Origin of the sequence: Rhizobium sp. CBN3 (assembly GCF_030518245.1) — a bacterium.
Lineage (GTDB): Bacteria > Pseudomonadota > Alphaproteobacteria > Rhizobiales > Rhizobiaceae > Rhizobium > Rhizobium aethiopicum_A.
In genome coordinates this window covers 129,609-155,765 of record NZ_JAULSE010000011.1, presented here as the reverse complement: position 1 = coordinate 155,765, position 26,157 = coordinate 129,609, and the positions used below count along the sequence as shown (strand labels likewise).

General features: G+C 62.3%; 30 protein-coding genes. 2 read left to right on the top strand and 28 right to left on the bottom strand.

The window, feature by feature from the left end:
• Position 1: 1 nt before the first annotated feature.
• From QWJ46_RS18275 to QWJ46_RS18245, 7 genes are all read right to left on the bottom strand, one after another.
• Positions 2-364 (bottom strand): hypothetical protein, encoded by a 363-nt coding sequence (locus QWJ46_RS18275; protein WP_302752616.1) that lies wholly within the window; start codon positions 362-364, stop codon positions 2-4.
• Positions 364-828 carry a lysozyme gene (locus QWJ46_RS18270; protein WP_302752614.1) on the bottom strand — a complete coding sequence of 155 codons (465 nt, stop codon included), beginning with the start codon at positions 826-828 and terminating at the stop codon, positions 364-366. Before QWJ46_RS18270 ends, QWJ46_RS18275 begins: the two co-directional genes overlap by 1 nt.
• Positions 803-1,057, bottom strand: a complete 255-nt coding sequence (locus QWJ46_RS18265; protein ID WP_302752612.1) for a hypothetical protein — start codon at positions 1,055-1,057, stop codon at positions 803-805. Before QWJ46_RS18265 ends, QWJ46_RS18270 begins: the two co-directional genes overlap by 26 nt.
• A 211-nt stretch (positions 1,058-1,268) precedes the next feature.
• Positions 1,269-1,832, bottom strand: coding sequence for a hypothetical protein (locus QWJ46_RS18260; protein ID WP_302752611.1), 564 nt, complete (start codon positions 1,830-1,832; stop codon positions 1,269-1,271).
• Complete coding sequence (locus QWJ46_RS18255) at positions 1,832-2,227, bottom strand: hypothetical protein (protein WP_302752610.1); 396 nt, start codon at positions 2,225-2,227, stop codon at positions 1,832-1,834. Before QWJ46_RS18255 ends, QWJ46_RS18260 begins: the two co-directional genes overlap by 1 nt.
• Before the next feature lie 318 nt (positions 2,228-2,545).
• The gene (locus QWJ46_RS18250; RefSeq protein WP_302752608.1) at positions 2,546-3,106 is read right to left on the bottom strand and encodes a DapH/DapD/GlmU-related protein; all 561 of its coding nucleotides are present in this window, start codon (positions 3,104-3,106) and stop codon (positions 2,546-2,548) included.
• Between the two features lie 50 nt (positions 3,107-3,156).
• Positions 3,157-4,515, bottom strand: coding sequence for a hypothetical protein (locus tag QWJ46_RS18245; RefSeq protein WP_302752606.1), 1,359 nt, complete (start codon positions 4,513-4,515; stop codon positions 3,157-3,159).
• 31 nt (positions 4,516-4,546) lie between these two features.
• Here QWJ46_RS18245 and QWJ46_RS18240 point away from each other — a divergent pair, with 31 nt between their 5' ends.
• Positions 4,547-4,786, top strand: a complete 240-nt coding sequence (locus QWJ46_RS18240) for a hypothetical protein (RefSeq protein WP_302752604.1) — start codon at positions 4,547-4,549, stop codon at positions 4,784-4,786.
• 2 nt (positions 4,787-4,788) lie between these two features.
• Here the strand turns inward: QWJ46_RS18240 and QWJ46_RS18235 are convergent, their stop codons facing one another.
• From QWJ46_RS18235 to QWJ46_RS18165, 15 genes are all read right to left on the bottom strand, one after another.
• Positions 4,789-6,822, bottom strand: coding sequence for a hypothetical protein (locus QWJ46_RS18235; protein WP_302752603.1), 2,034 nt, complete (start codon positions 6,820-6,822; stop codon positions 4,789-4,791).
• 54 nt (positions 6,823-6,876) lie between these two features.
• The gene (locus QWJ46_RS18230) at positions 6,877-7,242 is read right to left on the bottom strand and encodes a hypothetical protein (protein WP_302752602.1); all 366 of its coding nucleotides are present in this window, start codon (positions 7,240-7,242) and stop codon (positions 6,877-6,879) included.
• Positions 7,242-8,246 carry a tail fiber domain-containing protein gene (locus QWJ46_RS18225; RefSeq protein ID WP_302752600.1) on the bottom strand — a complete coding sequence of 335 codons (1,005 nt, stop codon included), beginning with the start codon at positions 8,244-8,246 and terminating at the stop codon, positions 7,242-7,244. The genes QWJ46_RS18230 and QWJ46_RS18225 overlap by 1 nt, the downstream gene beginning before the upstream one ends.
• The gene (locus QWJ46_RS18220; RefSeq protein ID WP_302752598.1) at positions 8,212-8,628 is read right to left on the bottom strand and encodes a GNAT family N-acetyltransferase; all 417 of its coding nucleotides are present in this window, start codon (positions 8,626-8,628) and stop codon (positions 8,212-8,214) included. The genes QWJ46_RS18225 and QWJ46_RS18220 overlap by 35 nt, the downstream gene beginning before the upstream one ends.
• Positions 8,625-10,448, bottom strand: a complete 1,824-nt coding sequence (locus QWJ46_RS18215; protein ID WP_302752597.1) for a hypothetical protein — start codon at positions 10,446-10,448, stop codon at positions 8,625-8,627. Before QWJ46_RS18215 ends, QWJ46_RS18220 begins: the two co-directional genes overlap by 4 nt.
• Positions 10,445-11,149: a hypothetical protein gene (locus tag QWJ46_RS18210; RefSeq protein WP_302752595.1), complete on the bottom strand. Its 705-nt coding sequence runs from the start codon at positions 11,147-11,149 to the stop codon at positions 10,445-10,447. The genes QWJ46_RS18215 and QWJ46_RS18210 overlap by 4 nt, the downstream gene beginning before the upstream one ends.
• 230 nt (positions 11,150-11,379) lie before the next feature.
• Positions 11,380-11,949 (bottom strand): hypothetical protein, encoded by a 570-nt coding sequence (locus tag QWJ46_RS18205; RefSeq protein WP_302752594.1) that lies wholly within the window; start codon positions 11,947-11,949, stop codon positions 11,380-11,382.
• Between the two features lie 329 nt (positions 11,950-12,278).
• Entirely contained in the window at positions 12,279-13,064 is a 786-nt protein-coding gene (locus QWJ46_RS18200; protein WP_302752593.1) for a hypothetical protein, read from the bottom strand.
• 22 nt (positions 13,065-13,086) lie between these two features.
• The gene (locus QWJ46_RS18195) at positions 13,087-14,061 is read right to left on the bottom strand and encodes a phage major capsid protein (RefSeq protein ID WP_302752591.1); all 975 of its coding nucleotides are present in this window, start codon (positions 14,059-14,061) and stop codon (positions 13,087-13,089) included.
• A gap of 15 nt (positions 14,062-14,076) precedes the next feature.
• On the bottom strand, positions 14,077-15,123 hold the full coding sequence (locus QWJ46_RS18190; protein ID WP_302752589.1) for a hypothetical protein: 1,047 nt from the start codon (positions 15,121-15,123) through the stop codon (positions 14,077-14,079).
• Between the two features lie 41 nt (positions 15,124-15,164).
• Positions 15,165-15,476 carry a hypothetical protein gene (locus QWJ46_RS18185; RefSeq protein WP_302752587.1) on the bottom strand — a complete coding sequence of 104 codons (312 nt, stop codon included), beginning with the start codon at positions 15,474-15,476 and terminating at the stop codon, positions 15,165-15,167.
• A gap of 16 nt (positions 15,477-15,492) precedes the next feature.
• A complete protein-coding gene (locus QWJ46_RS18180; RefSeq protein ID WP_302752585.1) occupies positions 15,493-17,589 on the bottom strand; it encodes a hypothetical protein in 2,097 nt (698 codons plus the stop codon).
• On the bottom strand, positions 17,589-19,160 hold the full coding sequence (locus QWJ46_RS18175) for a terminase (RefSeq protein ID WP_302752584.1): 1,572 nt from the start codon (positions 19,158-19,160) through the stop codon (positions 17,589-17,591). Before QWJ46_RS18175 ends, QWJ46_RS18180 begins: the two co-directional genes overlap by 1 nt.
• Positions 19,126-19,596 (bottom strand): terminase small subunit protein, encoded by a 471-nt coding sequence (locus QWJ46_RS18170; RefSeq protein ID WP_302752582.1) that lies wholly within the window; start codon positions 19,594-19,596, stop codon positions 19,126-19,128. Before QWJ46_RS18170 ends, QWJ46_RS18175 begins: the two co-directional genes overlap by 35 nt.
• Before the next feature lie 17 nt (positions 19,597-19,613).
• Positions 19,614-19,850: a hypothetical protein gene (locus tag QWJ46_RS18165; RefSeq protein ID WP_302752581.1), complete on the bottom strand. Its 237-nt coding sequence runs from the start codon at positions 19,848-19,850 to the stop codon at positions 19,614-19,616.
• 981 nt (positions 19,851-20,831) lie between these two features.
• Here QWJ46_RS18165 and QWJ46_RS18160 point away from each other — a divergent pair.
• The gene (locus QWJ46_RS18160) at positions 20,832-21,674 is read left to right on the top strand and encodes a dienelactone hydrolase family protein (RefSeq protein WP_302752579.1); all 843 of its coding nucleotides are present in this window, start codon (positions 20,832-20,834) and stop codon (positions 21,672-21,674) included.
• A gap of 299 nt (positions 21,675-21,973) precedes the next feature.
• Here QWJ46_RS18160 and QWJ46_RS18155 read toward each other — a convergent pair whose 3' ends face one another.
• The 6 genes from QWJ46_RS18155 to QWJ46_RS18130 all read right to left on the bottom strand — a co-directional run bounded on the left by QWJ46_RS18155 (position 21,974) and on the right by QWJ46_RS18130 (position 26,117).
• Positions 21,974-22,507 (bottom strand): YidB family protein, encoded by a 534-nt coding sequence (locus QWJ46_RS18155; protein WP_302752578.1) that lies wholly within the window; start codon positions 22,505-22,507, stop codon positions 21,974-21,976.
• 140 nt (positions 22,508-22,647) lie between these two features.
• Positions 22,648-22,989, bottom strand: a complete 342-nt coding sequence (locus QWJ46_RS18150) for a hypothetical protein (RefSeq protein WP_184459437.1) — start codon at positions 22,987-22,989, stop codon at positions 22,648-22,650.
• 129 nt (positions 22,990-23,118) lie between these two features.
• Positions 23,119-23,919: an aminoglycoside 3-N-acetyltransferase gene (gene aac(3), locus QWJ46_RS18145; RefSeq protein ID WP_302752576.1), complete on the bottom strand. Its 801-nt coding sequence runs from the start codon at positions 23,917-23,919 to the stop codon at positions 23,119-23,121.
• Positions 23,920-24,131: 212 nt separating this feature from the next.
• The gene (locus tag QWJ46_RS18140) at positions 24,132-25,142 is read right to left on the bottom strand and encodes a DUF3618 domain-containing protein (RefSeq protein WP_302752575.1); all 1,011 of its coding nucleotides are present in this window, start codon (positions 25,140-25,142) and stop codon (positions 24,132-24,134) included.
• On the bottom strand, positions 25,142-25,558 hold the full coding sequence (locus QWJ46_RS18135; protein WP_184459435.1) for a phage holin family protein: 417 nt from the start codon (positions 25,556-25,558) through the stop codon (positions 25,142-25,144). The genes QWJ46_RS18140 and QWJ46_RS18135 overlap by 1 nt, the downstream gene beginning before the upstream one ends.
• Positions 25,551-26,117, bottom strand: coding sequence for a nutrient deprivation-induced protein (locus QWJ46_RS18130; protein ID WP_302752574.1), 567 nt, complete (start codon positions 26,115-26,117; stop codon positions 25,551-25,553). Before QWJ46_RS18130 ends, QWJ46_RS18135 begins: the two co-directional genes overlap by 8 nt.
• Positions 26,118-26,157 lie beyond the last annotated feature (40 nt).

Here is a 26,157-nt window from a genome sequence, read left to right as displayed (position 1 = left end):
CTCAGTGGCGGAGCAGCCAGTCACGATCAGCAGCAGTGACAGCGCAAGCGTGGTTCGTTTGCGAAAGCTCGAGTTCATAGGATCGGATCTCGTTTTCCAATGTGTTTCTGGCGTCCTGTTCGGCGGCCTTGGCGGCCTCCAGGCGCTTGCGGTGCTCCTCGCCGGCGCCGGCCGCCGCATTCCGCTGACGCTCCATCTCGGCCGCCCTGGCTTCGGCCGCGGTCTTTTCGGACATGAGGACGTAGCCGGCGCGCGCCTGACGCGCCGCCGAGGGGTAGCCGATCGAGACGGCATAGAGGTGATAGAGTAAAAGGCCGGCGGCGATGCCGGCGCCCATCTTCAGCGCGTCGAGAAGGCCGAACATCAGATGCCCTCCAGGCAGAAGGCGCGCTCCTTCTGCCGGCGGCGGGTCAGGCCGGGAAAGGTAATGCCGGCGGCACGATTCCATTTGAGGAGAGCCTCGCAGCCCTCCGCCGTCCTGCCCTGATTGATCAGCTTGACCGCGCTCGAGCCGCAGGCCGCCTTGACGCCGACATTGTAGGCGAAGGAGGTCAGAGCCACGAAGCGGGCATCCGGAAGCTGGGCCGTGACGCACCGCTCTATGCCATTGGCGTACCGCTGCAGCTCGAGCGAAAGCAGCGCCTTGCACTCTCCCACCGTCTTATAGTCGCCCGGCTTCACACCGTTGGTGCTGCCGTAGCAGATCGTCCACGGCTGGCCCTGGGTGGCCGGATCAGGATAGGCGTGCTGCCGGAGCCCTTCGAAGCTTCCGACCAATGCCACGGCCATCGCGGCTGCGGCGCTACCTTTCTGCAGGCGGTTTGCCATTCAGTTCTCCTGAGATTTTCTGCTGGAAGACGATGCGGGCGACGATCGCCGCCGCAGCGAAAAGGCCTGATGCCGTAGACATGGCGATCTGGATATAGAGGTTGCGCGGCACCCAGGTTGCGGCGACGAAATTAATGACGGGCTCAAGCACGATGAAGAGCAGAGCGAGCGCAATCAGGCGGACGCTCCAGGCGCGCCTCAGCACTGCGCGCCAGTTATGGACGAGCATGGGTGGGCTCCGATAATTTAGGAAGGGCTATGCCTCACAAGGCCGATCTGAACGCGTGATGGCGATGCCGGCCCGTCATAAGCCTTGTAGCCTAGCCAGACCAAGGCTTGAGAACGCAGCCTTAGTTGCTGATTACGTATGTTGCCCAGCATGACGCACACAAAAAAGGCCCACCGAAGCGGGCCTTCTTTCGCCAATTTAAGACCCTTGCCTAAGCAACGGCTTTCATATTCCCTTTATTCACTCGGGCATTCTCCGCCTCAACTTGAAGCACTTCACCCCATGGATTTGCGAATGACCTGGACCTAGACGGCAGTTGCGAGCCCAATTTCCGGCTAAAGACGAAAACGAAAGCAAACCAGAAGGTCAGGGGGGACTTAGCCACCATCATGAGAAACATTGCGAAGTGAGCTCGTTCTACGCAGGCGCGAATTTTCGCCTTCGTTTCTAGATCCTTTATCGATTCCAAGGCGGTCGTCAGATGGCTTTCCGAGGTAGTCGCTCTTTTACGGCGAAGGTGCCAAGTGATATAGATGAAATTCAGAAGGGTCATATCGTGGGCAAAACGAATAAGCTTCTCCATCGAACTTCGAATGACCCGGTACTCTTGGGAGCGGAAATCCAGCTTCCCGTCAGCCGCAAGATCGAAAATCCTATCCCTGCATTCAAACGCGATTTGTCTTGCATAGGCGGTGCATAGTTCCTGCCATGGACCGAAAAACAACATCCCCAAAAGCATCAGAACCATGATTGCTAGCACGGCGTCGAAATTCATCAGAACCTCCTATCCCGTGGATTTGTTTTGCCTGTACGCGTCAAACCGCTAGTAGAACGGTTCGGATCAATCCTTGTTTCAAGTTCTTTCACACGATCCTGCAATTTCTGTGTCTTGCGCTCTCGCAACATCCGCTCGGCGACCGCCCATGTTCCAGCCGCCCCAGCCAATCCAAGTGTTAGGACAAACTTAACATCCGCCAAAAAGTTTAACGCAAATGAAACGGCGGTCTCTTTGCCTGCAAAAGGCGCCATGGCAAGCGCTATAAAATAAAAACAACCGACGAGACCAGCCGTCTTGATGAGGGTTCGCAGCGTTCTGTAGAACTGCTCTACGCTCGCCATTTCAACTGCTACACTACGCGGCTTTACGCTGGGCACGACAGATTTTCCCATGATTCCCCCGAAACACGCGGGGGAATATAAATACATCATCAGGATGATTGCAACGTAAGCTTGAGCGTGGCTGGTGGCGTTAGTAGGGTTTTACATCAGAATTTTACCGGTAGATCGTCAAATTGCGATGGCGGGCTTGACCACGGTCTAGCCCGCCATCGATAAAAGGGCCGTTGAACGATAGTATGTTCATGCCGTCTACCGAGCATAGAGGACGTGGCGACCGCCCTTCATGGAAGCCGCTCACAAAGCATTGAATACCTGCGACAGCTTGCGTGACACACCGCTCGAATTTGGCTTCTGAGCCGATCTTAATGGCTACTCCCGATATTTGACGACCCTGGCGGGCGATCCAACTGCGATGGCGTATTCGGGGATATCGCAGATAACTACTGAATTTGCGCCGATCACGGCTCCTGTCCCTATCGTGACGTTCATCAATATCTTGGCACCCGCGCCAATCCAGACATCATCACCAATTTCTACAAAGCCGATTTCGGCCTTCTGAAGCCTGATTGGTACGTCTCGCCTCATACCGTGGCCATGATCGATGATCTGGACATCAGAGCCGATGAGGACATCATTGCCGATTGATATCCGGTTCTTTGCCGTGATGATGTTTCGCCGGCCGATTACGGTGTTGTTGCCGATGAAGACTTTGGGCTCTGGCATTGTAAGTTGAAAGAACGACTGGTCCTGGATGGTGACGTTATCCCCGACCTCAAGGACGGCATGACCCACCAGGCGAAACGCAGCGCTGCGCTTCACCACGAGATTTTCGCCGGCCGCGGTGAAGTAGCGGAATCGCTTATAAGCAGTGACGAGCCGCTGGATTACGCCGCCTCGATTACGATACGATGCCTTGTCGACCTGTGCCATTTCTACTCCCGGCGTGATGGCAGCATGTCAAACACAGGTGTGGAGCTTATTCAAGAGCTCCTTCCGCAAGGGAAATGGAAGCCATCAGTCCAGATCCAGATGCTCCCGATAGAACCGCCCACTGCCATCCGAATTTGCCGACTTGTATTTGTCCATATCTCCTGCGATCCCACTGCGAAACCGCTCGCTACCTGGATAGAGCCGGCGTTGGCGCCGTCATTGCCGGCGCCGGCAATAAGCGCACCTTGTGCAGGGTCGGATAGCAGAGCCGCATTGGTCGTTGCCGACGATGTGAACTCGAAACGCAGCTTCGCTTTGACTTTCACCCCATTTGGCGCTGTTAGCGCCAGAAGGGTCGAGGTCGTAGAGATAGCGGCACTGACAGCATCCTTGACCGGCGTCACGAAGGTATACTCGTCCCTCGGATACAGAACAAACGGCCGAATGTTCGAACTTCCGTCCGTCAGCACCACGCCGATGCATCTCACAATGGTATAGCCGGTGAGCAGTGTCGTGGTGATGCCGCCGATGGTTGGCGAGGTCGAGAAAACTACGTCGAAAGACAGGTCGGCGTCCTTGCGCAACGCATAGGCGAAGTATGTCGCATTTGCCGCGACGGCGCCGGCATCGAGGCCGCCGGAGCCCGTTCCGGCCGCAAATGTTCCCGTCACCCTCTTGGTGAACGCCGCTGCGCTGGAAACGAAGCTCGACCCTGACCTGGCGGAGCCGGAGGTGAAGTCGATATGGGTGTTCGGGCCGTTACCGTTATTGGAAAGGATGAGGCCGACAACGAAATCGCCTACGGCCGAACTGTCGGCTTTACTCTGGATCCTGGCGGAAAGCTTATCGGTGAAGAGGGCGGCACCCGAACATATGATGTTGACGCTATAGCCGTTCTTGAGGACAAGCGTGGCCGCGCCATCGATCGTCTCCGAGCCGGTGGGATCAATCGTCACATCGCCACCATCGGCAATGACGCAATAGTGCCAGTTTGCGCCGAGCGTTGCCGCTGCGCTGAGGGTGAGCGTCGCTGCTGCGGTGAAGCGATGAACCGCGTTGTCATCGGAGGCAAGCGCCGTGTAATCGCCTGACTTCGCCGCATAAACCGACGCCTTATCGAACCCGACGTCGGCGCCGTTCTGCGTGAACCCTAAGAGCCCGCCGCCCTTCAGATAAAGGCCTGTCTGAGGGTTGGTGGCGAAGCCGATGCCGGGCGCCGAAACCGTACCGCTTGCCACTTTGAGTGGCGCGGTCATCGGCGCCGAGCCGTCGCGCGGCAGCGAGTTGGTGATTTCGTTGCCGAGGTCGGTGGTCAGCGCGTTCCAAGGTGCCGGGTCAATGACCTGGCCGACAGATGGTGTCGTTCCGGCGGGTTTCGAATAGACGCCGGTTGAGGGGTTTCTGGGCATTTATCTTGCTCCGAAAGGAAAAGCCCCGCGATTGCGAGGCCTCAAAACGTATAATATCGGTTGCGGCATACAAATCGATGACCAGCTGAAAACCCTTCGCAGTATTCCTGCTGCCAATCCGCGGATGGAAGCAGGCGCGCGCGCGAACGGTGAGGGGATTTACTTCAGCGTCATCAACTACCTTTTGGGCGGCGCGCTTGCTTTGATGGTCAGGCTCGCAACATTGCTGCTGGTCGTCATACCGATGCAGATCGCCTATGAGGGCGCCTGACATCATCTATTCTTCTCGTTTGACAAGAGCGGATAGGCTGCCCTTCCCCCACCCTGGACGAATGCGTTGATCAGCGCCATGCGTTGTTGGTCGACGATGTGGTCGCGTCCTAGGCGCACGAGCGCCTCCATTAACGCATTACGCTGCTCACCTCGAAGCACACTCAACGGAGCGACTTCGTCGGCAACGCGAGCTGCGTGGGCGCTTGCATTCGCCTCAAGGAAGGATCGCGCAAGACGTCGAGCCGTCGTTAGGCCGAGATCGGTCCAACTTTTTTCCGTCGGAACTTCTTGTGGCTTGGAAACCTTGCCGAGATACTGCTCGAACCCGGCCTCCCCTGCCGTGTCAGCTGCGCCGGTTACGCCATTTTTCGTGTTGGCAAAAAGGGCTTCGCGATCTAGGGCATTGAGTGAGGCATCAGCCTTCTCGGGTCCGAACATCATGCCAAGCTTTTCGCCGTTCCAGTCGCCTTTGCCGCGAATAATCTTGAGTAGCGCGTTTATATCACCACCTTCGGTTCCAGCCGCACGATAGATCTCGCCAAGGGCCCCCTGGCGAATGCGCGTTGATTCAGCAGAGGGACCAATCAGCATACCCTGCGGTTCGGCACCCGCCACCAATTTCTCCTGAAGCTCTGCGGGGCGCATGGCGCGTGGTCCATCGGCGAGAACAGACTGCCCCTGCAGTAAGCCCTCCCTTTGTCGGCCTAACTCCCCAAACTGCGCGTCAAGCTCCTTCACGCCGGGGGCAGATCGAGCAAGCCTTTCATCGATCATCCCACGAACGCCGCCGAGTGTCTCAATGACTTCGGGATCTTTAGCAGTCGTCAGAATTCGATCGATCGCGCGGCGTGTTTCGTACGCAATGGCTGGGTCGGAAGAGACGGTGTCTTTCCCAAAGTCATTGAGCATGTTTCTAACGTTAAGAAGGTCGGTCTGTTCGCTACCGCGCCGATACGGAATCAATCTATCGAGATGCTCCGCAATGGGCGTAAAGTCGTAGGGCGGCTGTTCCACGACCGCGGGCCGGTACTGACTGTTCACTTGCGCCTGGCTTGCTTTCAGGTCGCTGTCGATCATGGACGGAACCGGATCGGGTCCAAGACTTGTCTCGAAGTCCGACTTAAGGCGACTACCTGCCAGGGAGCCGCGCTCATTCAGAGGTCCCACGACCTTGTTGCGTGTCGATTCCCGGACTGCACCGCTCTTGGCGGCGCCGCGCCATTCTGGCGAGACGTCTGCTGGCATCGCTTCAGATCCGAGCTTGTCGAAACGGTCACGATTCGCGGCGAGCTTATCGGCATCAGAAACGTTCTTCGCGAGCCAATTACGAGCATCCCTTGTCAGGTCCGCAAGTATATCCCGCGCCGGCTTTGAAGCTACTTCTTCTCCAAGGAGCGCGCGGGTGAGAGCCTTTGCGCCCTGTGCACTTGCTTTCACACCGGCTCCGATGACTTCCCCCGCTAAGGGACCAGCTAATCCAAGCAGGCCCCCCTCAATAGCGCCCCGGCGAGTTTTTTCAGGATCGCCGCCACTCCTCACGTGAGCATCCGCGGCACCAATGCCGCTGCCGGTCAAGCCTGAAACCAGCGAGCGCGCCACCATACTGCCCCCGCCAGCACCGAATAATTCTGGTGCAGCGACGACGGCCGGAATAGTTCCACCAACCGCACCGGCCACCTGCCCTATCGTGTTGACATTAGGATGCGCAATCTTGGCCTCCCGATCGCGGGCATTCACAACCCTGAGCTGATCCTCATAAGTCCCTCCGTGTATGAGGGGACGGAGATGAGCCGCTGCCTTTTTCACGCCCTCGAGGAGATATGGGCCGGCAATGGGAATGCCATCGACGACGCCACTCAGGCCGGTTAGGGCCTGGCCATAGAGCCCCTCGGTTTTAAGAGCCGCCAACCCCTCCTCATAAGTTAGATGACGCCCGGAAGGTAGCTGCGGCGTCGGATTTTGTAGTTGCTTCGTCTGCACCCGGGCCCGTGCGCGGGCAAGGGCTTGCAACTGCTCAGGTGTCAATTCTGTCATAGTTACGCTCCGCTGGCGTCATCGCGCCCATAATTGACCAGGACCCTGCCGGGGTCAGAAAATTCTTGGAAGGGCGACATTTCCTGGTAGCTTCCTTTTCGGGATCGACGAGTTGGGTGCCGTCTCTTTCGATACACCGAACAACGACGGCAGGAAGCCAGGAGCCTTCGCAGGCGGAGTTGAAGGCGCGCGCGTCGGCACAGCGGGAGCTGCGGCCGTAGCCGCCTTCTGCTCCTGATCCGCTTGCCTGATCGCCAACCCACCCATCAGCGCCTGCGCCAGCCGTGCCGCGCCCTGCCAGGGCGACTGGATCGGACTCGCATCCATGCCCTGCTGCAGCATGGCGTAGGCCAGCCGCTTGCGCTGGTCGCTGACGTCGCTCTGCGTCTTGCCGGTATCGCCGGCGAAAATATATGCCATCAGCCCACCGCCCTTCCGTAGTCGACGCGGTCGAAACCGTCTGCATGTTCGAACACCGCGTCGGGATGAATCTTGCGCACATCGTCGGACATCAGGCCGATCTGCATCGGACCGCCCTCTTTGTAGCGGAAGGCGTAGACCGGCAAGCCGTTGTCCAGTGTGCCGACGCGGCTGATGTCTTGCTTCAGCCGGCGGTCGGATTTCGCCCAGCCGCCGAGCAGTGAGCCGCCGAGGCCGAAGAGGCCGCCCATGGCGGCGTTCGATTGGGCGAGCTGCTGGTTGTAGAGGCCCATTTTCTGATTGAAGTTCTCGTTGATCAGGCCGGCCTGGTCGACGGTGGGAAGCTGCGTCGTCGGCGTGTTGACGTAGCTCGGCTGGTGCACCTGCGAGCCGGACATCAGCGCCGAAATCTCGTTCAGCGGCTGGTTGCGCTCGGTCAGGATCGAATTCTGAGCATTCGAATACATGTCGCCGAGATATTGGTCGGAGGCGGCCTGCTTGCGGGTGGAGAAATCGCGCATGGCGTTGTCGTAAGCCGCCGAGCCCATGGCGATACCCTTGTCTGCCAGGCTCTGCTCGAGGCTCGCCTGGTCGCGGTTCCATTGGTTGTCGAAGCCGGAGCGCCAGTGATCGTTGACGTATTTGTCGACGTTGCCGGCGCTGAGATCGACATTGGTGCCGAGGATGCCGGAGACCTTGGCGGTCTGGTCGTTGGCGAGCCTGGCCAGGCCGAGCTGCGTCTGCTGCGTCTGGTCGTAGATCGCCTGGTTCTCGGGTGAATAGGTCTGATAGGCGGAATAGGTCGGCAGCTTGTAGGTCTTGCCGTTCTGGTCGGTCATCGTCTGATAGCCGCTGACCTTGTATTCCAGCGAACCATCCGGCGTGTACTGGTTGGTGTGGCTGAGCCCCGCATTGGCGATGGCGGTGTCGACGTTGGTGGCGGTCTGCGCCGCCGCGGTCTGGGTCGGATCAGGCGCCTTGGGGGCCTTTGGCGTGGAGACCATAGGGAAAATTCTCCTTCATGATGGCGTAAAGCAGGCCGTCGCAATCGCCGAAATAGCTGCGTTGGCGGCCTTCCGGCTCGGCGCCCACTCTGGCGAGCAGACTCTGGGCGCGGCTGTTGTCGGCGCGGGTGCGGCAGGTGGCGCGGCGGCAGCCGAGCTGGTTGAAGACATAGTCGAAGACGGCGCGCATCAGCGTCAGCGACAGCCGGTCGGCGGCAAGCGAGATCTCGATATCGTGCTCGGTCCAGACGTTGAAGACGAGGCCGGCGATGATCCGGCCGCGGTCGACATGGGCAAGCGTGGTGTAGGGCGGGTGAAAGGTGACGCCGATTCTCGCGCCCACCCAGGCGGCGATCTCGGCGCTGGGTTCGCAGACGATCAAATCGGCGCGCCCCTCTCGTAAAGCAGCGAGCCGCCGACAACGGCGGCTTCCGAGACCGAGCCTGACGAGCCGGAGATCAGCGCGCGGATCGTCGGTGCAAGCGCCGAACCCGCGCCGCCGGCGGAGGCGAATTTGCGCACCAGCGAAATGCCGGGGAATTTCGAAACGCCCCAGATTGCCGTTCCCCATTTCGCCGCCGCATTGTTCTCGACGGACGACAGAAGCGCTGTCGGCACCTTCGTCTGGTAGTCGACCGACATGCCGCCATACATCAGCGTGGACACGCCGATCTCGGCCGTCACCCCGATCAGCTTGGAGAGCTTGGTCGAGAGCCCGTCGCCGAAGCGGCTCCAGGCGCCGACCATCAGCGCGTCGATCGCCGCGCCATTGTCGTTTGCCCCGACCTCGGCCTCGTAAAGCGTGCCGTCGGCGGCGCCGAAGAACAGCCGGTCCTGCCATGTCGCCCAGCAGGAGGCGGGCATGCCGACGAAGCGGCACCAGGCGCCTGTCTCGGTGTTCATCACATATTGATAGGGGCCGAAGGAGGACGGCAGGTTGACGATCGCCATCTGCCGCGCCGGAAAGCTCGAAAGCTGCCACTCCAGCGAGCTCGTGCCGGTCGCCGCCACGGTCGAACGCCATGTCGGGCCGATCCTGGCGGTAATGGCGCCGAGGCTGGTGGCGCCGCGATCGAGCTGCACCGCCTTGGTGATCGGCACGATGCCGTCGGTGGTCATGATCGCGAGATCGGCGCCGACCGAAAGCAGGCACCGATCGGTGCCGAGCGGCCGGCCGAGCTTGAAGGTGCCGATCAGGCCCCAATTGGCGGCACTCGAAGGATCGGAGCCCTGGAAGACGATCACCTCGCCTTCCGAGGAGATCAGCACCAGGCACTGCTGCAGGCCCGTCGACACCGGAATCGTCCAGACGTTGATCGCCACCAGCGTACCGCCATATTTCATGTTGCCGCCAACGGGCAGAACCGTCGCCGTGCCGCTGACGGCGTCGGTGGCGAGGTACCAGACATTGGTCGAGTTCTTTTCGATGAACCACAGGCGCGAGCGATAGGCGGTGACGGCGCAAAGCAGCGAGGCGTCCGGAATGCCCGTGATCATCGTCGAGGCGACATAGGGCGTGGCGGCCGAACCCTTTTCCAGCTGCGCATTGCTGACCGACCCCGTCACGGTGACGGTGAGCGTGCCGGCCGCAGGCGTGAAGGTGAGCGACACCCGGTTGCCGGCGCCCGTGCCGTTCAGCGTGCCGGCGCAGGCGCCGGAGAGCGTCACGGAACCGGTGCCGAAGAAACTCAGCGTATGGGCGGTGTTGCGGACGGCGACATTTTGGGTGGCGAGTGTCGCCGTGCCGACCAGGAAATTATTCGTCCAGGAGCTGCCGTTGAAGATCAGCGGCGTGTCGAGGCCGTTGACGAGGCGCAGGAATTCCTGTCCGGCGGGGTTGGTATATTGCTGCACCGACCAACGGGCGCTGGCGAGGCCCGAGACGACAGGCGCGCCGGCCGCACCGCCCGCCGTGACGTCGAAGATCTTGTCGCCGGCCGCGGCAAACAGCCTGTTGCTCACGCCGGAATAGGGAATGACCGTCTGCACATCGGCGCCGAGGCCTGTGGCAAAGGCGAGGAAGCCGTAGCGGGCGCGCACACGGTTGGCCTCGGGAAAGAAGTTGTCGAGCTGGAAGGCCGCATCCTCGGGCATGTCAGCCATCTCGACATCGGTTCGCCAGCCGCCGATCGGCGCAATCCAGTCTTTGCCGGGCGAAACGCGGCGAGTGCGCCCGTTCGGGGGGACAGGTCTGCGGGTCATGGCGTCACCGTGATCATGCCGGGCCAATAATTTTCAGGCGTCTGCCCCCTCGCCGGCAGCGAAAGGTCGACAGGCCCAGCGGCGCGGTCGGCGCCGATGGCGGCTTCCTTGGCTCGCTCGAAAGAGGCAAGCTCCTCGCCGTAATCGAGGCCCTTGGCCCGCTTCCAGCGCCAGATCAGCGAGAGTTCGAGCAGCTCTTCGGGAAAGAGCGCCGTGTCGGTGTCGTTGGCCCAATTGGCGGCAGTGGTGGCGCTGCCATTCACCGCCACCCAGTAGCCGGAGACATAGGCATATTCGATCGTCTCACCCGCAACATTCGGGTAGATGTCGAGCCTGCCCGCCGCCATGCGCCAGATCTGCGGCACCGGGTTGGCATTGAGGATGGTCTGGCGCTGCCAGGTCTGCGGCTCCACCGGGCCGTTCAGTGCCCAGAGGCGGGAGACGTTCCAGATCCGCGCATTGGCGGCGAAGCGTTCCCAGTCGCCGGGCGGCTCGGCCGGCTCGGGGATCGCACCGGTTGCCTCGAATTGCCGCCGCACCATCAGCGCCGACCAGTCATGCGCCCGCATCAGATCACGGCCGGCGCGGGTGGAAAGGATGCGCAGCTGCATGATCTGCGGATCCGCAGACGACATGACTGCCGTCGGCGGATCGAGGTCGATCTCCGCGCAGACGTTCTGAATGATGGTCAGCAGCGACATGCGGGGGATCTCCGGTTCAGAGCAGAGCTGTGGGCAATAGGTGAATTTGATAGGGTGTGCCGCGTGGCCCCCTCATCCGACCCTTCGGGCCACCTTCTCCCCGCTGGGGAGAAGGGGATGTGCCGTGACGTCGCTATTCCCTCTTCTCCCCTCGGGGAGAAGGTGCCCGTAGGGCGGATGAGGGGGCTGCTTGTATCAGCGCTTCGTAACGCGCCTGCATTGAGGCTTCGTCAGGCCGCTTGCCGTCCGCGGCTCTTGCCGCCATCGCCGTCCTTTTCGAGCGCCTCGAAGCGCAGGGCCATCTCCTTCATCTGCTCCTGCAGACGCCCGACCTCGCCCTTCAGCCGCTCGTTTTCAGCGGCAAAGGCCGAGGCGGCGCTGGAGCTCTCTGCCGTCGCCAGATAGGCGCGGGCAGCGGCGGTCAGCTCATTGGCGCCCATGCCGACCTTCTGCTTGGCGGTGTCGGAAAGGGCAGCGAGCTGCTCGACCGTGTAGATGTTGATCGCCTCCAGCTCCTTGATCTGGCTGGGCTTCAGATAGGGCCATTGCGCAAGCGGCGTGCCGGTCAGCTGCTCGCGGGCGGCAGCGCCGTCCTTGAAGCGCTTATAGGCATCGGCGAAACGCTGTTTGTCGTTCTCGGTCACCTCGCGGTAGACCTCGGTGTGCTTGTCGCCGGCGATGAAGATCCGGACGAATTCCTTGTCGGCAAAGATCGGCCGGCCCTCCTTCTCGGTCAGGAAGGTCTGTTCGACCGGCTCGAGGCTGAAGGAGGCATAAATTCCGGTGTTGCTGTCGGGCATGGTGTTTGCTCGCTGTTGATGGCGGGAGATGTGGATGGGCGCTGAGGCGCTGCTGTGATGTCGTGCGGTCCGTGAAGACCCCTCCCCAACCCCTCCCCACAAGGGGGAGGGGCTAACCCGTCATTCCGACGGCGACCAAAAGGAAGGTCTTGTCGGCTGTCACTCTCGACGGTTTGGGACGATGATGCTGCGTAAAGCGGTGCGGCATATTAGCCCCTCCCCCTTGTGGGGAGGGGTTGGGGAGGGGTGAGCGGCAGCCGGATGAGGGGCACGCCACATACGAAGACGTCAGCGAAACGGGCGCCGAAACGCCCGTTGATTGCTATGGTTTAGTTCACCTTCGGAAGATACGGCCGCATCAGCGTCGCCTCGAGCACGCCGGTCGCCGTGATGGTGATGCCGGTGCCGTTGGCGGTGGCATTGGCAGAGAGCGTGATGCTCTGGACGACGCCGTTCGGGCTGTAGCTGATGCCAGCAATCGTAGTGCCGCCCGCAATACCCGTGCCGGCGACGGCGGCGCCGATGAACGGACCGGATCCGGCATTGAGGCCGGAAAGGTTCGTCAGCACGGGAGACCCGTTGACCGTCGTTGCCGCAAACGTCTGGTTGGCGGCTGCAAAGTTGACGTTGGCGATCGCCTTGGTGCCGACGGTCGCCGAGGCAGGCGCACTTGCCTGGCCCGCCGTGGTGGTGGTTTCGGCAACGACGAGGGCCGCCGTTGCGGTCGCCACCTGCGCCGGCGCCTGGCCGTTGCGCTGCAGCCAGATGTAATAGGTGCCGGGTTGCAGCGTCACGGCACCGACCGGGCCGCCGGTGACGGTCGGCGGCTGGGCCGCACCCGAGAAGACGCCGCAGCGCTGACCGACGACGGCGGCGGCCGTGGTCAGCAGCGAGGCGACATAATCCCGGCTCCACTGGAACCACTGGCCCGGCTGCAGGGTCGTCTGCGACGCCAGCACCAGCTGGCAATAGACCCATTCGGATTCACGGTCGCCGCCGGCGACTGCGCCGAGGGCGAAGTTCGGCCCCGGAATACCGGAGCCGGCAACGATCGGGCCTTCGACGACGAACGGGTTCGCGCCAAGACGATCGGTCTGGGAAGTTGCGATGGTCATGGATGTTGATCCTTTCGTTCGATCAGGCGAAGAGCACGCCCTGCAGGAAGGCGTTGTTCATGGTGAGGTTGCCGGCAAAGCCCATCAGCTGCACGAAGGCATCCTGGTTGGTGTTCATGCGCTCATCACCGATCGGCGCCATGTCGCGGTCGCGGTGCGGGCGGTAGAACAGGTATTTGGTGTTGAGGAAGAACATCTGGTTGGAAGGCGCGCCGCCGCCGAAGCCGCCGTCGAAGATCACGTCGGCGCCCATATATTGCAGCGACTGGAAGCCGGCCATGCCCTTGTCGGCCGAGGTGATGCGCTGGATCGCCTGCAGCGATTCCCAGTAGAGGCGGAAGAAGTTGTTGTCGGCGACGACGAGGTCGGGCGCATCGGCGCCGCGCACGCAGGACATATAGAGCCGGTTCATGTAGCTCTGGATGTTGGCGTTGGTGGCGGCAGCACCGCCATCGGCCGAGGCGGAGAATTTCTGGTTGCGCCAAAAACCCCAGGTGGCGCGCGAGATGCCGCCGACCGTGCCTGATGTCGGCGAGGTCGATATCAGCAGCTGCAGGCCGCCGATCTGACGGCCGCCATCGGCCGTGCCGTCGGAATAGCAGTCGAGCGCGATGTTGTTCTTCAGCGTTGTTTCGGCATTCTCGATGCGCTGCTCGAGCAGATCGAGGATCGCATCCTCACCGGAGTTCTGCAGCTGTTCGAGGCCGGACATGGAGACGGCGACCGCGGCCTGCTTGAGATCGTATTCGGCGGCGGTGATGACGTCGGAGGGCTGGACGTTCAGGATGTCGTAGCCGGAATAGCGCTTGAAGGTGCTGTTTTCCTGGTACTGCAGTTCCTGGACGATGGTGCGGCCGCCGGAGACGGGCTTCTTGCGGCCGCGGCTGTTGAGACGGGTGAGAAGACCGTTGTTCTTCGTCACGTCGTCGGCGACCGTGCCGCTGCGGTTGCGCAGCGTCGTGGCGACGATTTCAGAGAGGTTGGGCGAAATGGGCATTGATCATTCCTTTGATCAGACTTGACCGCGCGCGGAGCGCATGGCGTCGCGAAGCGAGTCTCGGATTGAACTGGGCTGGCCTCTTGCCGCGTCGCGGGTCGGGCCCGGAGCGGAAGATCCAGAGATGGATCGCGAGGCGCGGCGGGCTTGATCTGCCGCTGCGGCCCTCTGGGCTTGCTGCTGGTGGACGAAAGCCGGCGCAGTCTGGCTGATCAACTGCTGGCGGATGTCCGGGCGCATCCAGCATGCGGCGTCGTATGCGTCCTGAAGCGTCGATGCCCGCCCCGCATTGATGAGGGCGACCATGTCGTCGAGAACGTCTTCGGCATGCGCATTGGCCGGATCGGAAAGAAAGGCATCGACCTGAGTTTCGGTGTCCCTCTTCCTCAAAACATGTTCGACCGTGGCCTCGACATTGATCGGCCCGGTCTGGCGTTGGGGCTGCGGCCCTGCCTGTTCATGGCGCTGCATCGCCTCCCCTGCCTGGCCGTTGACCAGAGCGTGAAGATTGACGCCGGCCACCTTGGCGACGTGCAGGACGGTGTTGACGGGATCGCGGATCAGCGCGTTTTCCCATTCGATCGCCCGGCGCATGACATCGGCATGGGTGATGCCGGCTTGGCGGACGATCGGGGTAAACTCCTCGAGCCCCTTGTAATCCTGCAGGACTCGGAAGCCGCGATCGACCTCCTGTTCCCGCTTGGCGATTGCCGCCTGCACTTCGTTCGGCAGGCTTGAAAACTGCGCCTTGGCTTCCGCCGACCAGCCGGGCGGAACCCGGCTGCCGGTGGAAGCGGGCTGCTGGCGGCCGTCAATCTCGCCGATCTGCTGTGCGCCATGGGCACCCGGGGCCGCCTGCCCTGTCCGGGCAGCAACAGCCTGCTCCTGCCCCTTGGGCAGGAAGCGGCCGTATTCGCCGTCGCGCGGCTGGCCCGGCAGATCGCCCGGCCCGCCTTCGACGGTGTCGATCGCCGTCTTCAGGCTGTCGCGGACGCTGACCGGCTTTTCCGCGCCAAAATCTTCGCTGCCGTTGCCGGCCTCGTTCAGTTCTTCCATATCCATCGGGAAAAGTTCCTATTTCGGGGATTGATGCCCGTTCAGGTTCAGGCGTTGTATTCGGCGTAGACCCGCCGCAGTTCGTTTCGGATCGCCTTTCGGTCCGTCTTCGGCTTTTCGACCGGCTGCGGCGTCTCATTGCCGATCTCGACCACGCCGGCCGCCCGGTAGGCGGAGCGTAGCTTGGCTTTCGAGGTGTAGTGCCGGCCATCATGCATCGACTGGATGTCGATCGTGTCGCTGACGAAATGCGGCGCCGGCAGGTCCGACTGCGCGAGGTTCCTCACCGGCATACAGTTGTGCGGCCACTTATCGAGCGCGTGCCAGCCGCCGCAGACGCGGCAATAGCGTTCTCTCATGTTGTTGCTCCCAGGCTTATTGATAGCTCGCGCGCATCTGGTCGATCGCCTGCGCCGCCATCTCGCTGCGCGCCTGCTCGACCGTGGCGCGATGCTCGATCTCGGCTTGCGCCACGCCAAGCTCGGCTTTCCGCTGTTCGGCACCGGCCTTGACCTCGGCCGTCTTCAGCTTGAGCATCTCGGCGGGCGAAGGCTGCGGCTGCGGCTCCGGTTTCGGCGCGCTGGCTGCCTCGGAGAGCTGCGCGCCCACCTGCTCCAGCATGCCTTCGAGCTGGCGGCCGGCGCGGAAGCCGCGGGCGGCAAAGAGCAGCGTCTCGACCATGACCGGCACCAGCAGCGGGCTTTGCTGCGCCATGGCGCCTGCCTGCTGCATGAAGCCGCCGACCATCTGCACGAATTCCATGCGGCGCTGCTTTTCGGCGTCCTCGTCGGGCTCGATCGTCGAATCCGTTTCGATGTCGATCTGGAATCCGCGAATGCTGTCGTTGCGCAAAAGCTGCACCACCTCGTCGATCGTCGGCTGCCCCATCATCTGTTGCAGCTGCGGCGGCAATTCGGGCGGCGCCATTTCGGGGGACGCCTGCGCGGGCTGGCCCATCTGCTGCGCCCGCGCGGCTGCCTGCCCGGCCGCCATCTGCATCTGCTGCATCTGCATCTGCACCTGCTGTTTCTCCGCCATGCTCGGCAGCTTGATGCCGCTCACCAGCATCAGCGTTTCCGGCTGGAACTGGTCGCAGATGATTTCGCCGGCAAGGCGGATGATGTCGCGGGCGAAGCGGGCGAGCTCGGCCTGGCGGTCGCGGATGCGGATCGAGCCCCACTGGCTCTTGATGCGCTGTGCGGTCGCCGTCTCCGACGCCTGGGTGTCGCCGCGCACGATGTCGGAGATGCCGGTGATCTGGTAGACGTCCTCGATCAGCTGCTTGCGCGCCGACATGCAGGCGACGATCACCTTCTGCACCTCGTCGATCGGCAGCGTCACCACCGCCTTCGAGCCGCCCTTGTCGGTGAAAGCCGCCCATTCCGGGATCGGCACCATCACCATATCGTTTTCAGGCCGCATCGCCTTTTCGATCGCCGGCGAGATCGCCCCGTCGCCGGAGGGATAGAAGACCTTCAGGCGCAATTGATCGGTCAGCTTGTTGATACGCCGGGTCAGAAGATCGATCTCGTCGCATTGCTGCTGGTAATAGACGTAATCGGGAACCGGGACCAGCGAGCTCGTCGACATTGTGCCATAGGCCGGGCGCGGGCAAGGCCAGAAATGCGTCAGCTCCAGCGGCGGCTCGGAAACCTCGAGCGCCACCGGCGAGCCGTCGGCGATCCAGACAGTATAGTTCTCGCTCTTGCACCAGATTTCCCAGACATGGGTCTTGCCCTCGTTCTCGGCGCGTTCGGCCTGGCTTTCGCCCTTGCGGCTGCCGGCAGCCTCGGCCGCCCCCGACGCCATGGCCTCACGGCCGAAGCGCTTTTCCATCTCCTCCTCGCTCATCGGCACGCGCCGCGCCACCCAGGTGACATCCTTCCAGCGGCGGGCCGGCGAATGCAGGAAATCCGACCAGTGGACATAGTCGACGCAGACGCGCTCGTCGGCAATCGTTTCGAGGGTTGCAGCCGTCTCGCCGGGCAAGCCGTTTTCCGCCAAGGGGTCCGAAGGCGCGACGCCCATGTCCAGCGGCTCGAAATCGGCCTCGTAGCGCAGCCACACCGTGCCGCGGGCGCAGAGCAGGAAATCGTCGCGCACCGCCCGCATGATGGAGTCGAGATCGGCCTCGTCGCCTGTGTAGGCGAGATTGCGTTCGACGATTTCCGAAGCGATGCGGGCGACGGGGTCGGCATCCTTGAAGCGGCGCTCGACGACCGGCTGCGGCACCCGGGCATAGACGGCCGGCTGCAGCACCGCGGTATTGGCCCAGAGCATCGGGAAACGGCGCTTGGCCGCGCTTGTCTGGTCAGACTGCTGGTCGAGATAGATCTTCTCGATCTTGCCGCAGCGGTCGTGCCAGGACTTGAAATAGCGCTGGGCGCGTTCAAGCTCCTGCTGCCAATGGGCGCCGATCTTTGCCGGATCCCAATGCTGCGCGCCTTCCAAAGCCATCGTCTCGTCTTCCATCAAACACGCTCGCTCTGTCTCGGGGTGGAATCGGCAAATTCGTTGAATGTCATCGTCTGGAATGTCGGCAGCGGCTTACGCTCTGGCTTCAGCGGTTCGGGCGCGAGGCCAGTGAAGATGATCGCCAGGCCGCCGAACGCGTCGGCGCCGTGCGAGGCCCAGTTGTGCAAGGGTTCGTCGCGAAAGACGCTCAGATCCTCGTTCCAGTCCTTGCGGTAATTGCGCAGGCATTTGATGCCGTCGGCGCAGCCGGCCTGGTCGAACTCGACCTTTGCCAGGATGCGCCGCGTACCGTTGATGCGGTCGTGGACATAGGCGCGCTCGACCTTTCGCACCGTGCCGAGACCGCGCGCCTTGACCTCTTTCAGCATGATCTCGATGCGGGTCATGCCGCCGCGCGTCCATTCCCTGACCTTGATGTCATGCGGCATGTTGTGGACGCCGTAGACATAGCCATGTTCGCCCGCCCGCCGCTCCAGCTCGTCGAGCATGCCGTCCATGCCGGTGCCGGTATGCTCGAAATAGCCGATCATCCTGACGCGGCCGGGCAGCACCTGGAACAGCCAGACGCTGTTGGCATCATCCATGCCGATGTCGGAGATGGTGTGGACCGGGTAACCTTCCACATGCGGGAACACCCCGATGCGCTCCTCGGCGTCGGCGATCGCCATCTGGTCGGCATAATAGGCGCCTTCGACGCTTGCCTCGAAAGCTTCGGCAGGCGTCGATGGATATTCGCGTTTCATGTCGCGGAGCTGGATCTCAGCCTTCTTGACGTACCAGGCCTTCTGCCCCGCCGTCAGCGTGATCCCCTGCTCGGCGAGCTGGCGGAAATATTTGGCGAAGGCGTCGCTGATGATGACGCCCTCGGGCGCGATCGAATATTGCGGCTCCTTCCACCAGGGGAAGAAGTGGAACTTGAAGTCGAGCTCGGTCAGCTCAAGCGCCTGGCGCTGCTTGACCTGGGCGTCCTCGCAGAGCGCATAGAAATGCCCCTCCTGGCCTTCCGCCGTGCTTTCGACGAAGACCATCTGGCCGGCCTGCACCGTGTTCAAGGCGCCGGTGCGGACTTCCCGCGCCTTGTCGGGATATTTGGCGCAGAGCTTTCCATATTCGGAAATATGCAGATATTGCAGCGTTCCCGAGCGCAGCGACGTGCCGACGCGGATGCTCGAATTATTGGCGAGCAGCAGCTCGGTCTGGTTGGTCCTGGCAACGGGCACGGCGTTGCGAATGCCTTCGGGCAGATTGTCATAGGGATATTTGATCTTGTCCCGGAAGATCGTCTGCACGTCGGCGAGCGTATGGGCGATGGTGCCGGCCCGGATATCGCGATTGAAGACGCAGGCATCGAGCATGAAGATCTGGATGAAGGTGGTCAGCCCGAGCTGACGGGCCTTCAAGAGCACGTTGAGATAATGCATCTCCTCGAAAAGGCTCGTCTGCATCACGTTCATCTCGAACCTGACGCGCCTGCCCGCCTTGTCGGTGATCCAGTAGAGATTGTTCAGCCGCCAGCGCCAGTCGGAAAACTGGTCAACTGCCGCTTGGAAGTCCGCGCGTCCTGCCATTGACCGCCTCCAGCAATTGCGAGACTTCGCCGGTCACGCTCTGTTCGGCTTCGAGTTTGGCGCCGTATTTCTTCGGCCTTAGCTTCTCGGCCACCCATTGACGGGTGGCGATGCGCAGCTGCGAGCGCCGGATCGCCTCGCCGTTTTCCTGCCAGCCGGTGGTCTCGCCGGCCGCATTCTTCTTTTCGATCCAGTCGTCGCTGCCGTTGTCGGCGATCTCGACCATCTCGTCGACGAAGCTGTCGGCCATGATCTCACGCGCCAGCGCATATCGCGCCCGGAATGCCGCCTTGTCCTCATCCGCCAGCCAGGACAGCACCGTCGATTTCGACGGCATGTCCTCGTCCCGGCAGATCGAGCGCAGGCTCTCCCTGTCGGCGATGCGCGCGCAGATTTTTTCCGCCAGCGCCTGGCTGAACTTGCTCGGCCTGCCCATCGGTCCGCGTCTGACGCTCAGAACAAGGCAATAATGTTGGAGGCCGTGGTCCCGGTCAGCGCCACGATCGCCGCATGCACCGGTAGGATTGTCCCGGCGGGCACGCTCTTGAAGATGACCGGTTCCACATCCCGCCGCGGCGCAATCGCCACATCGCCGGCCGTGCCGATATAAAGCGCGCGGGCGCCGACAATGGCGCTATCGTTCGGCGTCACCACAGCGGCCCGCGAGGCCGGAGCAATCGAGGGGTCCATTGCAAATCTCCTTATGAGAGGTAGATGTCCTGCCAACACGGCCGCGTCGGGCGCTGCTTAGCCAAATTTGGCCAAGCGCGCTCCCTACCCTCCGTCGTCCCAGGGCTTGACCCTGGGATCCATGCCCGCCGCTGGTGGAGGTCGACGTGGATACTCGGTCAAGCCCGAGGAGGACGGAGCAAGGGGTGAGCGCTGTGCCACACCGCGTGGTCGATGACGCCGGCCGGAAGTCCTGGCAAATGACGCAAGCCATCGAAGCGTCGCCGACCTTCACCGTCGACATCACCCCTGGACTCAAATTTCGCAGCTTGGATTTACGGTAGGACTAACGGATCCGCCGGGGGGTGATCAAGAACTTTCGAGCGCAGAAATTCACTTCGATGCCGGTTCGAAATCGGCGGAGACGAACCGGCCAACCGTTGGTCCAAAACGCCCCTCCACCCTCCGGGCTTGACCTTGGGATCCATGCCGATGCTGGTTGAGTTCAAGGGGGATCCTCGGGTCAAGCCCGAGGAAGACGGAGCAAGGGGTGAGCGCTGCGCCAAAGCCCGCGGTGGTGTTCGATGCCGCTGGCCGGAAAGCCCTGGCGAATAACGCACGCGATTAAAGCGTCGCAGGCCTTCACCGTCGACATCACCTTGGCATTCAAATCTCGCAGCTTGGATTTACAGTAGGACTAAACGATCCACCGGGGGGTGATCAAGGACTTTCGAGCGTAGAAATTGCCTTCGATGCCGGTTCGAAATCGGCGGAGGCGAATTGCTCAAGCAATGGGCGAAACGTCCCTCCCACCCTCCGTCATGCCAGGCCTTGAGCCTGGGATCCATGCCCGCTGCTGGTGGAGACCAGCCGTGCTGTTTCTGGCCTCGCGCCACTTTGAGATCAAGCCTCCTCTCGATCGTGGCAGAACGCCCGCCCGCTTTGCCAGCGCTACAGGTCGGCGTAAAATCAGCAGGCTACGGTCGCACTGTGGAGGCATCAGTGAAAACTGCCGGATTTTTTCTCTGCCTTGCTGTTTGTGGCGTCACGCTCGCTGAAAAACCGGCCAATGCCGACGAATTGGTGCAGTTCGAAAGCGCCCCCGTCAAGCTCAGCCCATTTCGAATCCGCAAGGCCCTCGAACAGGGAGAAATTCTCTCCCAACCGCAGGGCACGCCGTTGCTCGGCTATTTGTCCCGCCCTCCGGGCGACGGTCCCTTCCCGGCGGTGGTTCTCCTGCATGGTTGCGATCACCTGCGTTTGAGCGTCAAAGAGCTTTGGCCGAAACGGCTGGTCAGATGGGGCTATGTTGTCCTTGTCGTCGACAGTTTTGCCACCCGCAAGCTCGACGACACCTGCCGAAGCACGCTTCCAGAGCGCGTCTTCGACGCCTATGGCGCTTTGAATTTTTTATCGAAATCAAGCTTCGTCGATATCAACCGCGTCGCCTTGATGGGCTTTTCGGCCGGCGCCACCACGACGCTGGACGCAACGAAAATCGACGGCAACGAGCAGCTTATGGAGCGCAAGTTCAGGGTGGCGATTGCCTATTATCCTGCCTGTGATGCCGATCGCGGTGACCCGACGGTGCCGACCTTGATCATGACCGGCGAACGGGACAATTGGAGCCGGGCCGAGCGATGCCAGAAGCGGCTTGCCCGCCTCAGCGACAGTGCCCCGCCCGTCGAGCTCAATGTCTACAAGGGCATCTATCACAATTTCGATGCGCCGGAGTTCCTGGTGGGAAGGAGGGTGCTGGGTCATATCGAAAAATACGACCCCGACGCTGCGGCGAAGTCCATGCGCAGCGTTTACGCCTTTCTACGCAAGTACCTCTCTGAGTAGAGGTCGGCTGGCGATCTGGCTCTGCTCATCCGCTAACCGTGAGTTTGGCACCAACGCACACCCCCAATCTCTGTCATTCCAGGCCTTGAGCTGCCTTGAGCCTGGAATCCACGGCCGCTGACGGTGGATGTCCGCGTAGTGGATCCTCGGGTCAAGCCCGAGGAGGACGGAGCGTGGGGTGAGTTCTGTGGCAAATCCAACGACGTCTCAGGAATGAGGACAGGGCGCCTCCCGATCGTCCTCGTTGCGGCAAACACACGCCGGCTGTCTGCAGGCCGTGCGCCCCTTGACATCGCAGCCTAAACGCCACTCGTCCCCCCTGACGTCGTCGCCTGGCTGGCCGAAGACATGAACGCCTCCTCGGCGCTCGGCACTTTCCCCTCGGGCGTTAGATCGTCGACGGCCTTGGGAAGATCGCGGCTCAGCCGGCCGAGGATTTCCTGATGCGAGAGGCCGGTATTCCTGGCGATCTCGTCCAGGACATCCGGGCCGAGGGCTGTGGCCAGTTCGCCGTCATTGATGTCGGCATTCTGGCCGCGACGCACCCAGGATTCCATCTTGTCGCCCTGGCCGTTCTGCTGGAATGTCTTCAGGAGATCGCCGAGGCCGCCGCTGACGATGCTGCCGGAGGTCAAGCCGCCGAGAAGGCCACCGAGACCGCCGGAGCCGGCCAGCCCGCCGAGAATGCCGCCGAGGCCGCCTGATGGCTGGCCTCCGGCGCCTGCCTGCCGCGGGTTCTGGAGGCCCCGCAGGAGCTCCCGGATCTTGTCCCTGTTCTGGTAACCGGCAACGGCAAGGACGGCGAGAAGCGCCTTCATTTGACCGCTCATCATGATGAAATCCTCCTGTGGTGCTCCGTGGGGTTAACGCCAGCCGGAGCGCTGAATGGGCGAAAGTTCACAGTCGTGGAAAGTTCCCGCCGACGGGCGCAATGGCCCGTGCCGGCGGCATTGTTCGACTGTCACAAGTCGGTTCAGATTTCCGGGCAACCGCGCCGGTTGGCGAAGACCATCCGATCCGGCCCGCGGCGCGTCATCCCCTCGACGACGATCCTGCGCGGCGACATGCGGACGATCTGAGCGCGGCGCAGGCCTTCGCTGCGAGCGATGTCGAGCGCATCGTCGGGATCGCAGCCGCGTGGTCCGCGGCGCTCGTAGCGGTCGTAACGGTCACGGTCACGGTCGCGGTCATAAACGCCGACGCCGCCGGGGCCGATGCGCAACTCCATATCCTGCGCGGCGGCGATCGTCGGCGCGATCGTCAGGCCGGTCATCGAGGCCAAGCCGATCAACACGAACTGAAGAGACTTATGCATGGATTCCTCCCATGGCCTTATTGCTTATCGCCATACCAACATCGCCATCGGGATTTTGTTCCGTGAGGCTGGAGGAGCGGCGCAGAAGCGAAAGAGCCTGGCACGGCAGCGCGGAGCCGCTCAGCCTGCTCAGGCGTGCTCCAGCCAGGCGACAGCGAAGCTGCAGATCGTGGCCGCATCGACCAGCACCGATGACGCGTCTCCGATCAGGCCCTGTGCGCCCTGCCCGCCGGCGAGAAAGGCGCTGACGATCCGGGCGAAGTAGTCGCTTTCGAGGCCGGGCACGACCGGGTCGCCGGTGTCGAATTCTTCGAGCATGCGCCACACCACGCCGGCCGGCATGGCAAAGGGCACCTCGTAGCGGCGCAGGCGCTTGTTCGGGATTTCAGCCAGGTGCTCGGAATGGTGGAGAAGGGTCATCGTGTCGAGCGGGGCTCCGGCCATGAGGACCTTGCCGCCGGTCGCCACGAGTTTGGCGAGCGGCGAGCCCTCGCCATAACCGTAGTCGAGCGGGTGGTCGGCGGTGAGCCAGTCGGCCCTGGCGCCGATCGCCGCGACCGAGGCGCCCGGATTGCCGCTGCGCCGCGACCCTGCCGTGGTTCGAAGGAATTCCGGGAAGATGCCGTTATCGCGGATCGCCCGGGAGGTCGTGGGATCGAAGGGTGCGATATGGTCGCGCCATTCAAGAGGAACGCGGCCGTTCTCGTCGAGCAGTTCGTCATAGGCGCCGTTCCAGTCCGTATAGGCGACGACGGTGCCCGACGGGCCGACGACGTCGCGCAGCGCATCGATGAACATGTCGGGACCGTTGAGCAACCGCCCCAGCCTGCTCATGGCGGCATGAACCATGACCATGTCGCCGGCGCGAAGTCCGAGCTTTTCCAGATCCTTGCTGAGCGAGAGACGGGTGTGAAAGTGCGGAGCGGTCATCGGCCAACGATCAGCAGGACACGACCCGGAGTCAATGCTCCCGGGCGGACTCAGGGCACCATCGCTCGCGATACCCTGCTGCCGCTCACGCGCCTCCTGCCTCCGCGCCCGCGGCGGGCTTCCGTATGGCGCACCGCTTTCAAGGACATGAAGCTGATGGTCAGCGATGACAGTCCGTGGAACCTTCCCTGGGACCGACCGGTATGGATCCTCTACCGCCGATCGGTTCCGCCGAGGCCATCCTTGCGATCTATGAAAGCTTCTGCTTCGTCCACCACGCGTTCCTTGATGACATCATGAGCATCGGAGGCAACGTCCACGGTCTTGTGATAGACTTCCGACGCTACCTCTTTACCCTGCGCGACGAGGTCCTCAGCCTGATGGCTGAGGCTATCTCTCGTGCTATCTGCGGCTTCGCCGACCAATTCATCCTCGGCGTCGGTATGGGGCAGCGCCGCGCCGATCGCTGCACCGACCGCGAAAGCCAGGGCACCGCCGACGAGCGGCTGGTCGCGGAAATGGGTGAGGATCGCCTCGTTGAGTTTGCTCGTTTGCTCCTGAAGACTGGTCGCGGCCGAAGAGGATCGGCTCGACAGCGAGTTCGCCGCGTCAGACGCACGGGCGCCGAGGTCGCTCGCGGCGCTTTTCGCCTGCTCCCATTTCTCCGCCGCCCAGCCGGTGGCCGCGTCGAGGATTGCACCAGTCTCGTCGGCGATCTGATTGATCTGCTTTCCGCTGGCGTCGGCGAAGCCACGATAGGTCTTGCCCGCCTCGTCCATGAAATGGCCGGCACGACCTCCTGTTTCGTCTGTCAACGCTTTCAACCTCTTGCCGGATTCATCGGCAAAATGGCTGTAACGCGCTCCGTTTTCCATTGCCGGCGGACCAATCCTGCGAACCCGGCCAGTCGCCGGATAAAGCGGGTATTCAGGATCCTTGCTCCAGATCGCCGTGTCACCTGGTGACGGACTGCCTTTTGCCATGAGCCAGGCCAGGCTCACGCCCATCAGCGCGACCGGCAGAGGGTTCTCCTTAAGGGCGCGGCCAAGATTGCTGACATACTCTGCGCCGCCGCTTCCCTTGGCGTATGCGATGACCTCATCGATGAGCTGGCCCGGCGACATCCGTTCCTGGATCGCGTCAATCCGATCTCCTATGCGGCGGCGGTCCTGGTCGATCTCCCGCTGAAGCTCTGCCGATGTTTTTTCCATTGAATTTTCCATCAGATTTTGTCCTTCACAACATCAACGTCGCGGCGAAGCGAGGTCGCAGTACGATCCAATTTCATGTTGTTGGCGCGAAGTGCGGCGAGACCCCGGGAGACCAAGCCCCAAGCGATGCCGGCAATGATGACGCCGACGATCAGAGAGGCGAGCGCACTGGCAGTGGTTTGGGTAAAACCCTGTGTCACAAGGAAGGCCGCGAGACCGCCGACAAGGGCACTCAGCAGGACGCCGACAGCCCCGATCGCCAGCACCAATCCGAAGAGGAGAATCTCCACGCCGCTGAGCGCCTGTGAAAGTTTTTCCGAAGCTTCCGTCTTGGCAAGATCGATTTCCTTGCGGAGTAGGCCCGTGACATCACCCACGAGGCCACTGACGAGCTCGGAGAGGGGTGTGTTCTCTGAAGATTTAGACATTATCCTCGCCTCCGGTCGCTGGGGTGCCGGGGCGCAGGCCAATCGATGGCTCACGCGGCGCGGCAGCTGTTTGCCTTTTCGCGGAGGCTGTCAGGAAGCGGCTTGCTGCCAGGCCTGCAAGTGCGGCGATCCCGAGAAAGGCGAGCGGTTGCTTGCGCCCGAAATCCTCGGTCATGGTGGCGATTTCGCCGATGTCCTTGCCTTCCATCCGCCGAGCGACAGTCTGCACGCTCCGCCCGATTTGCCTGGCGTATCGCCCGACTTCAGCCTGACCCGAGCTTTCCATTTCGGCGCCAGCTTTCTCAAGTGCCGTTGCAACGCCGCCGAGCTGGCGAGCAGCGAAGCTGGTGCGCTCGGAGATGACTTCCTTGGCTTTCTCGACAGCAGTGTCGGCGCCTTCCTTGATCGCTTCCTTGGCGGCGGAAACATCTTCGCTTACCTTCGCTTCCAGATCGGAAATGGACGTGCGCGTTCCCGGCGAAGAAGTGAAAGCTGGGGATGAGGACGATGTCTGCGCCGATGCGCTTCTTCCTGCCGGATCCGTGAAATCGTTTTGCATGTCTAACCTCCCATGTCGTGCCGGCGACTGCGGCAGCCCC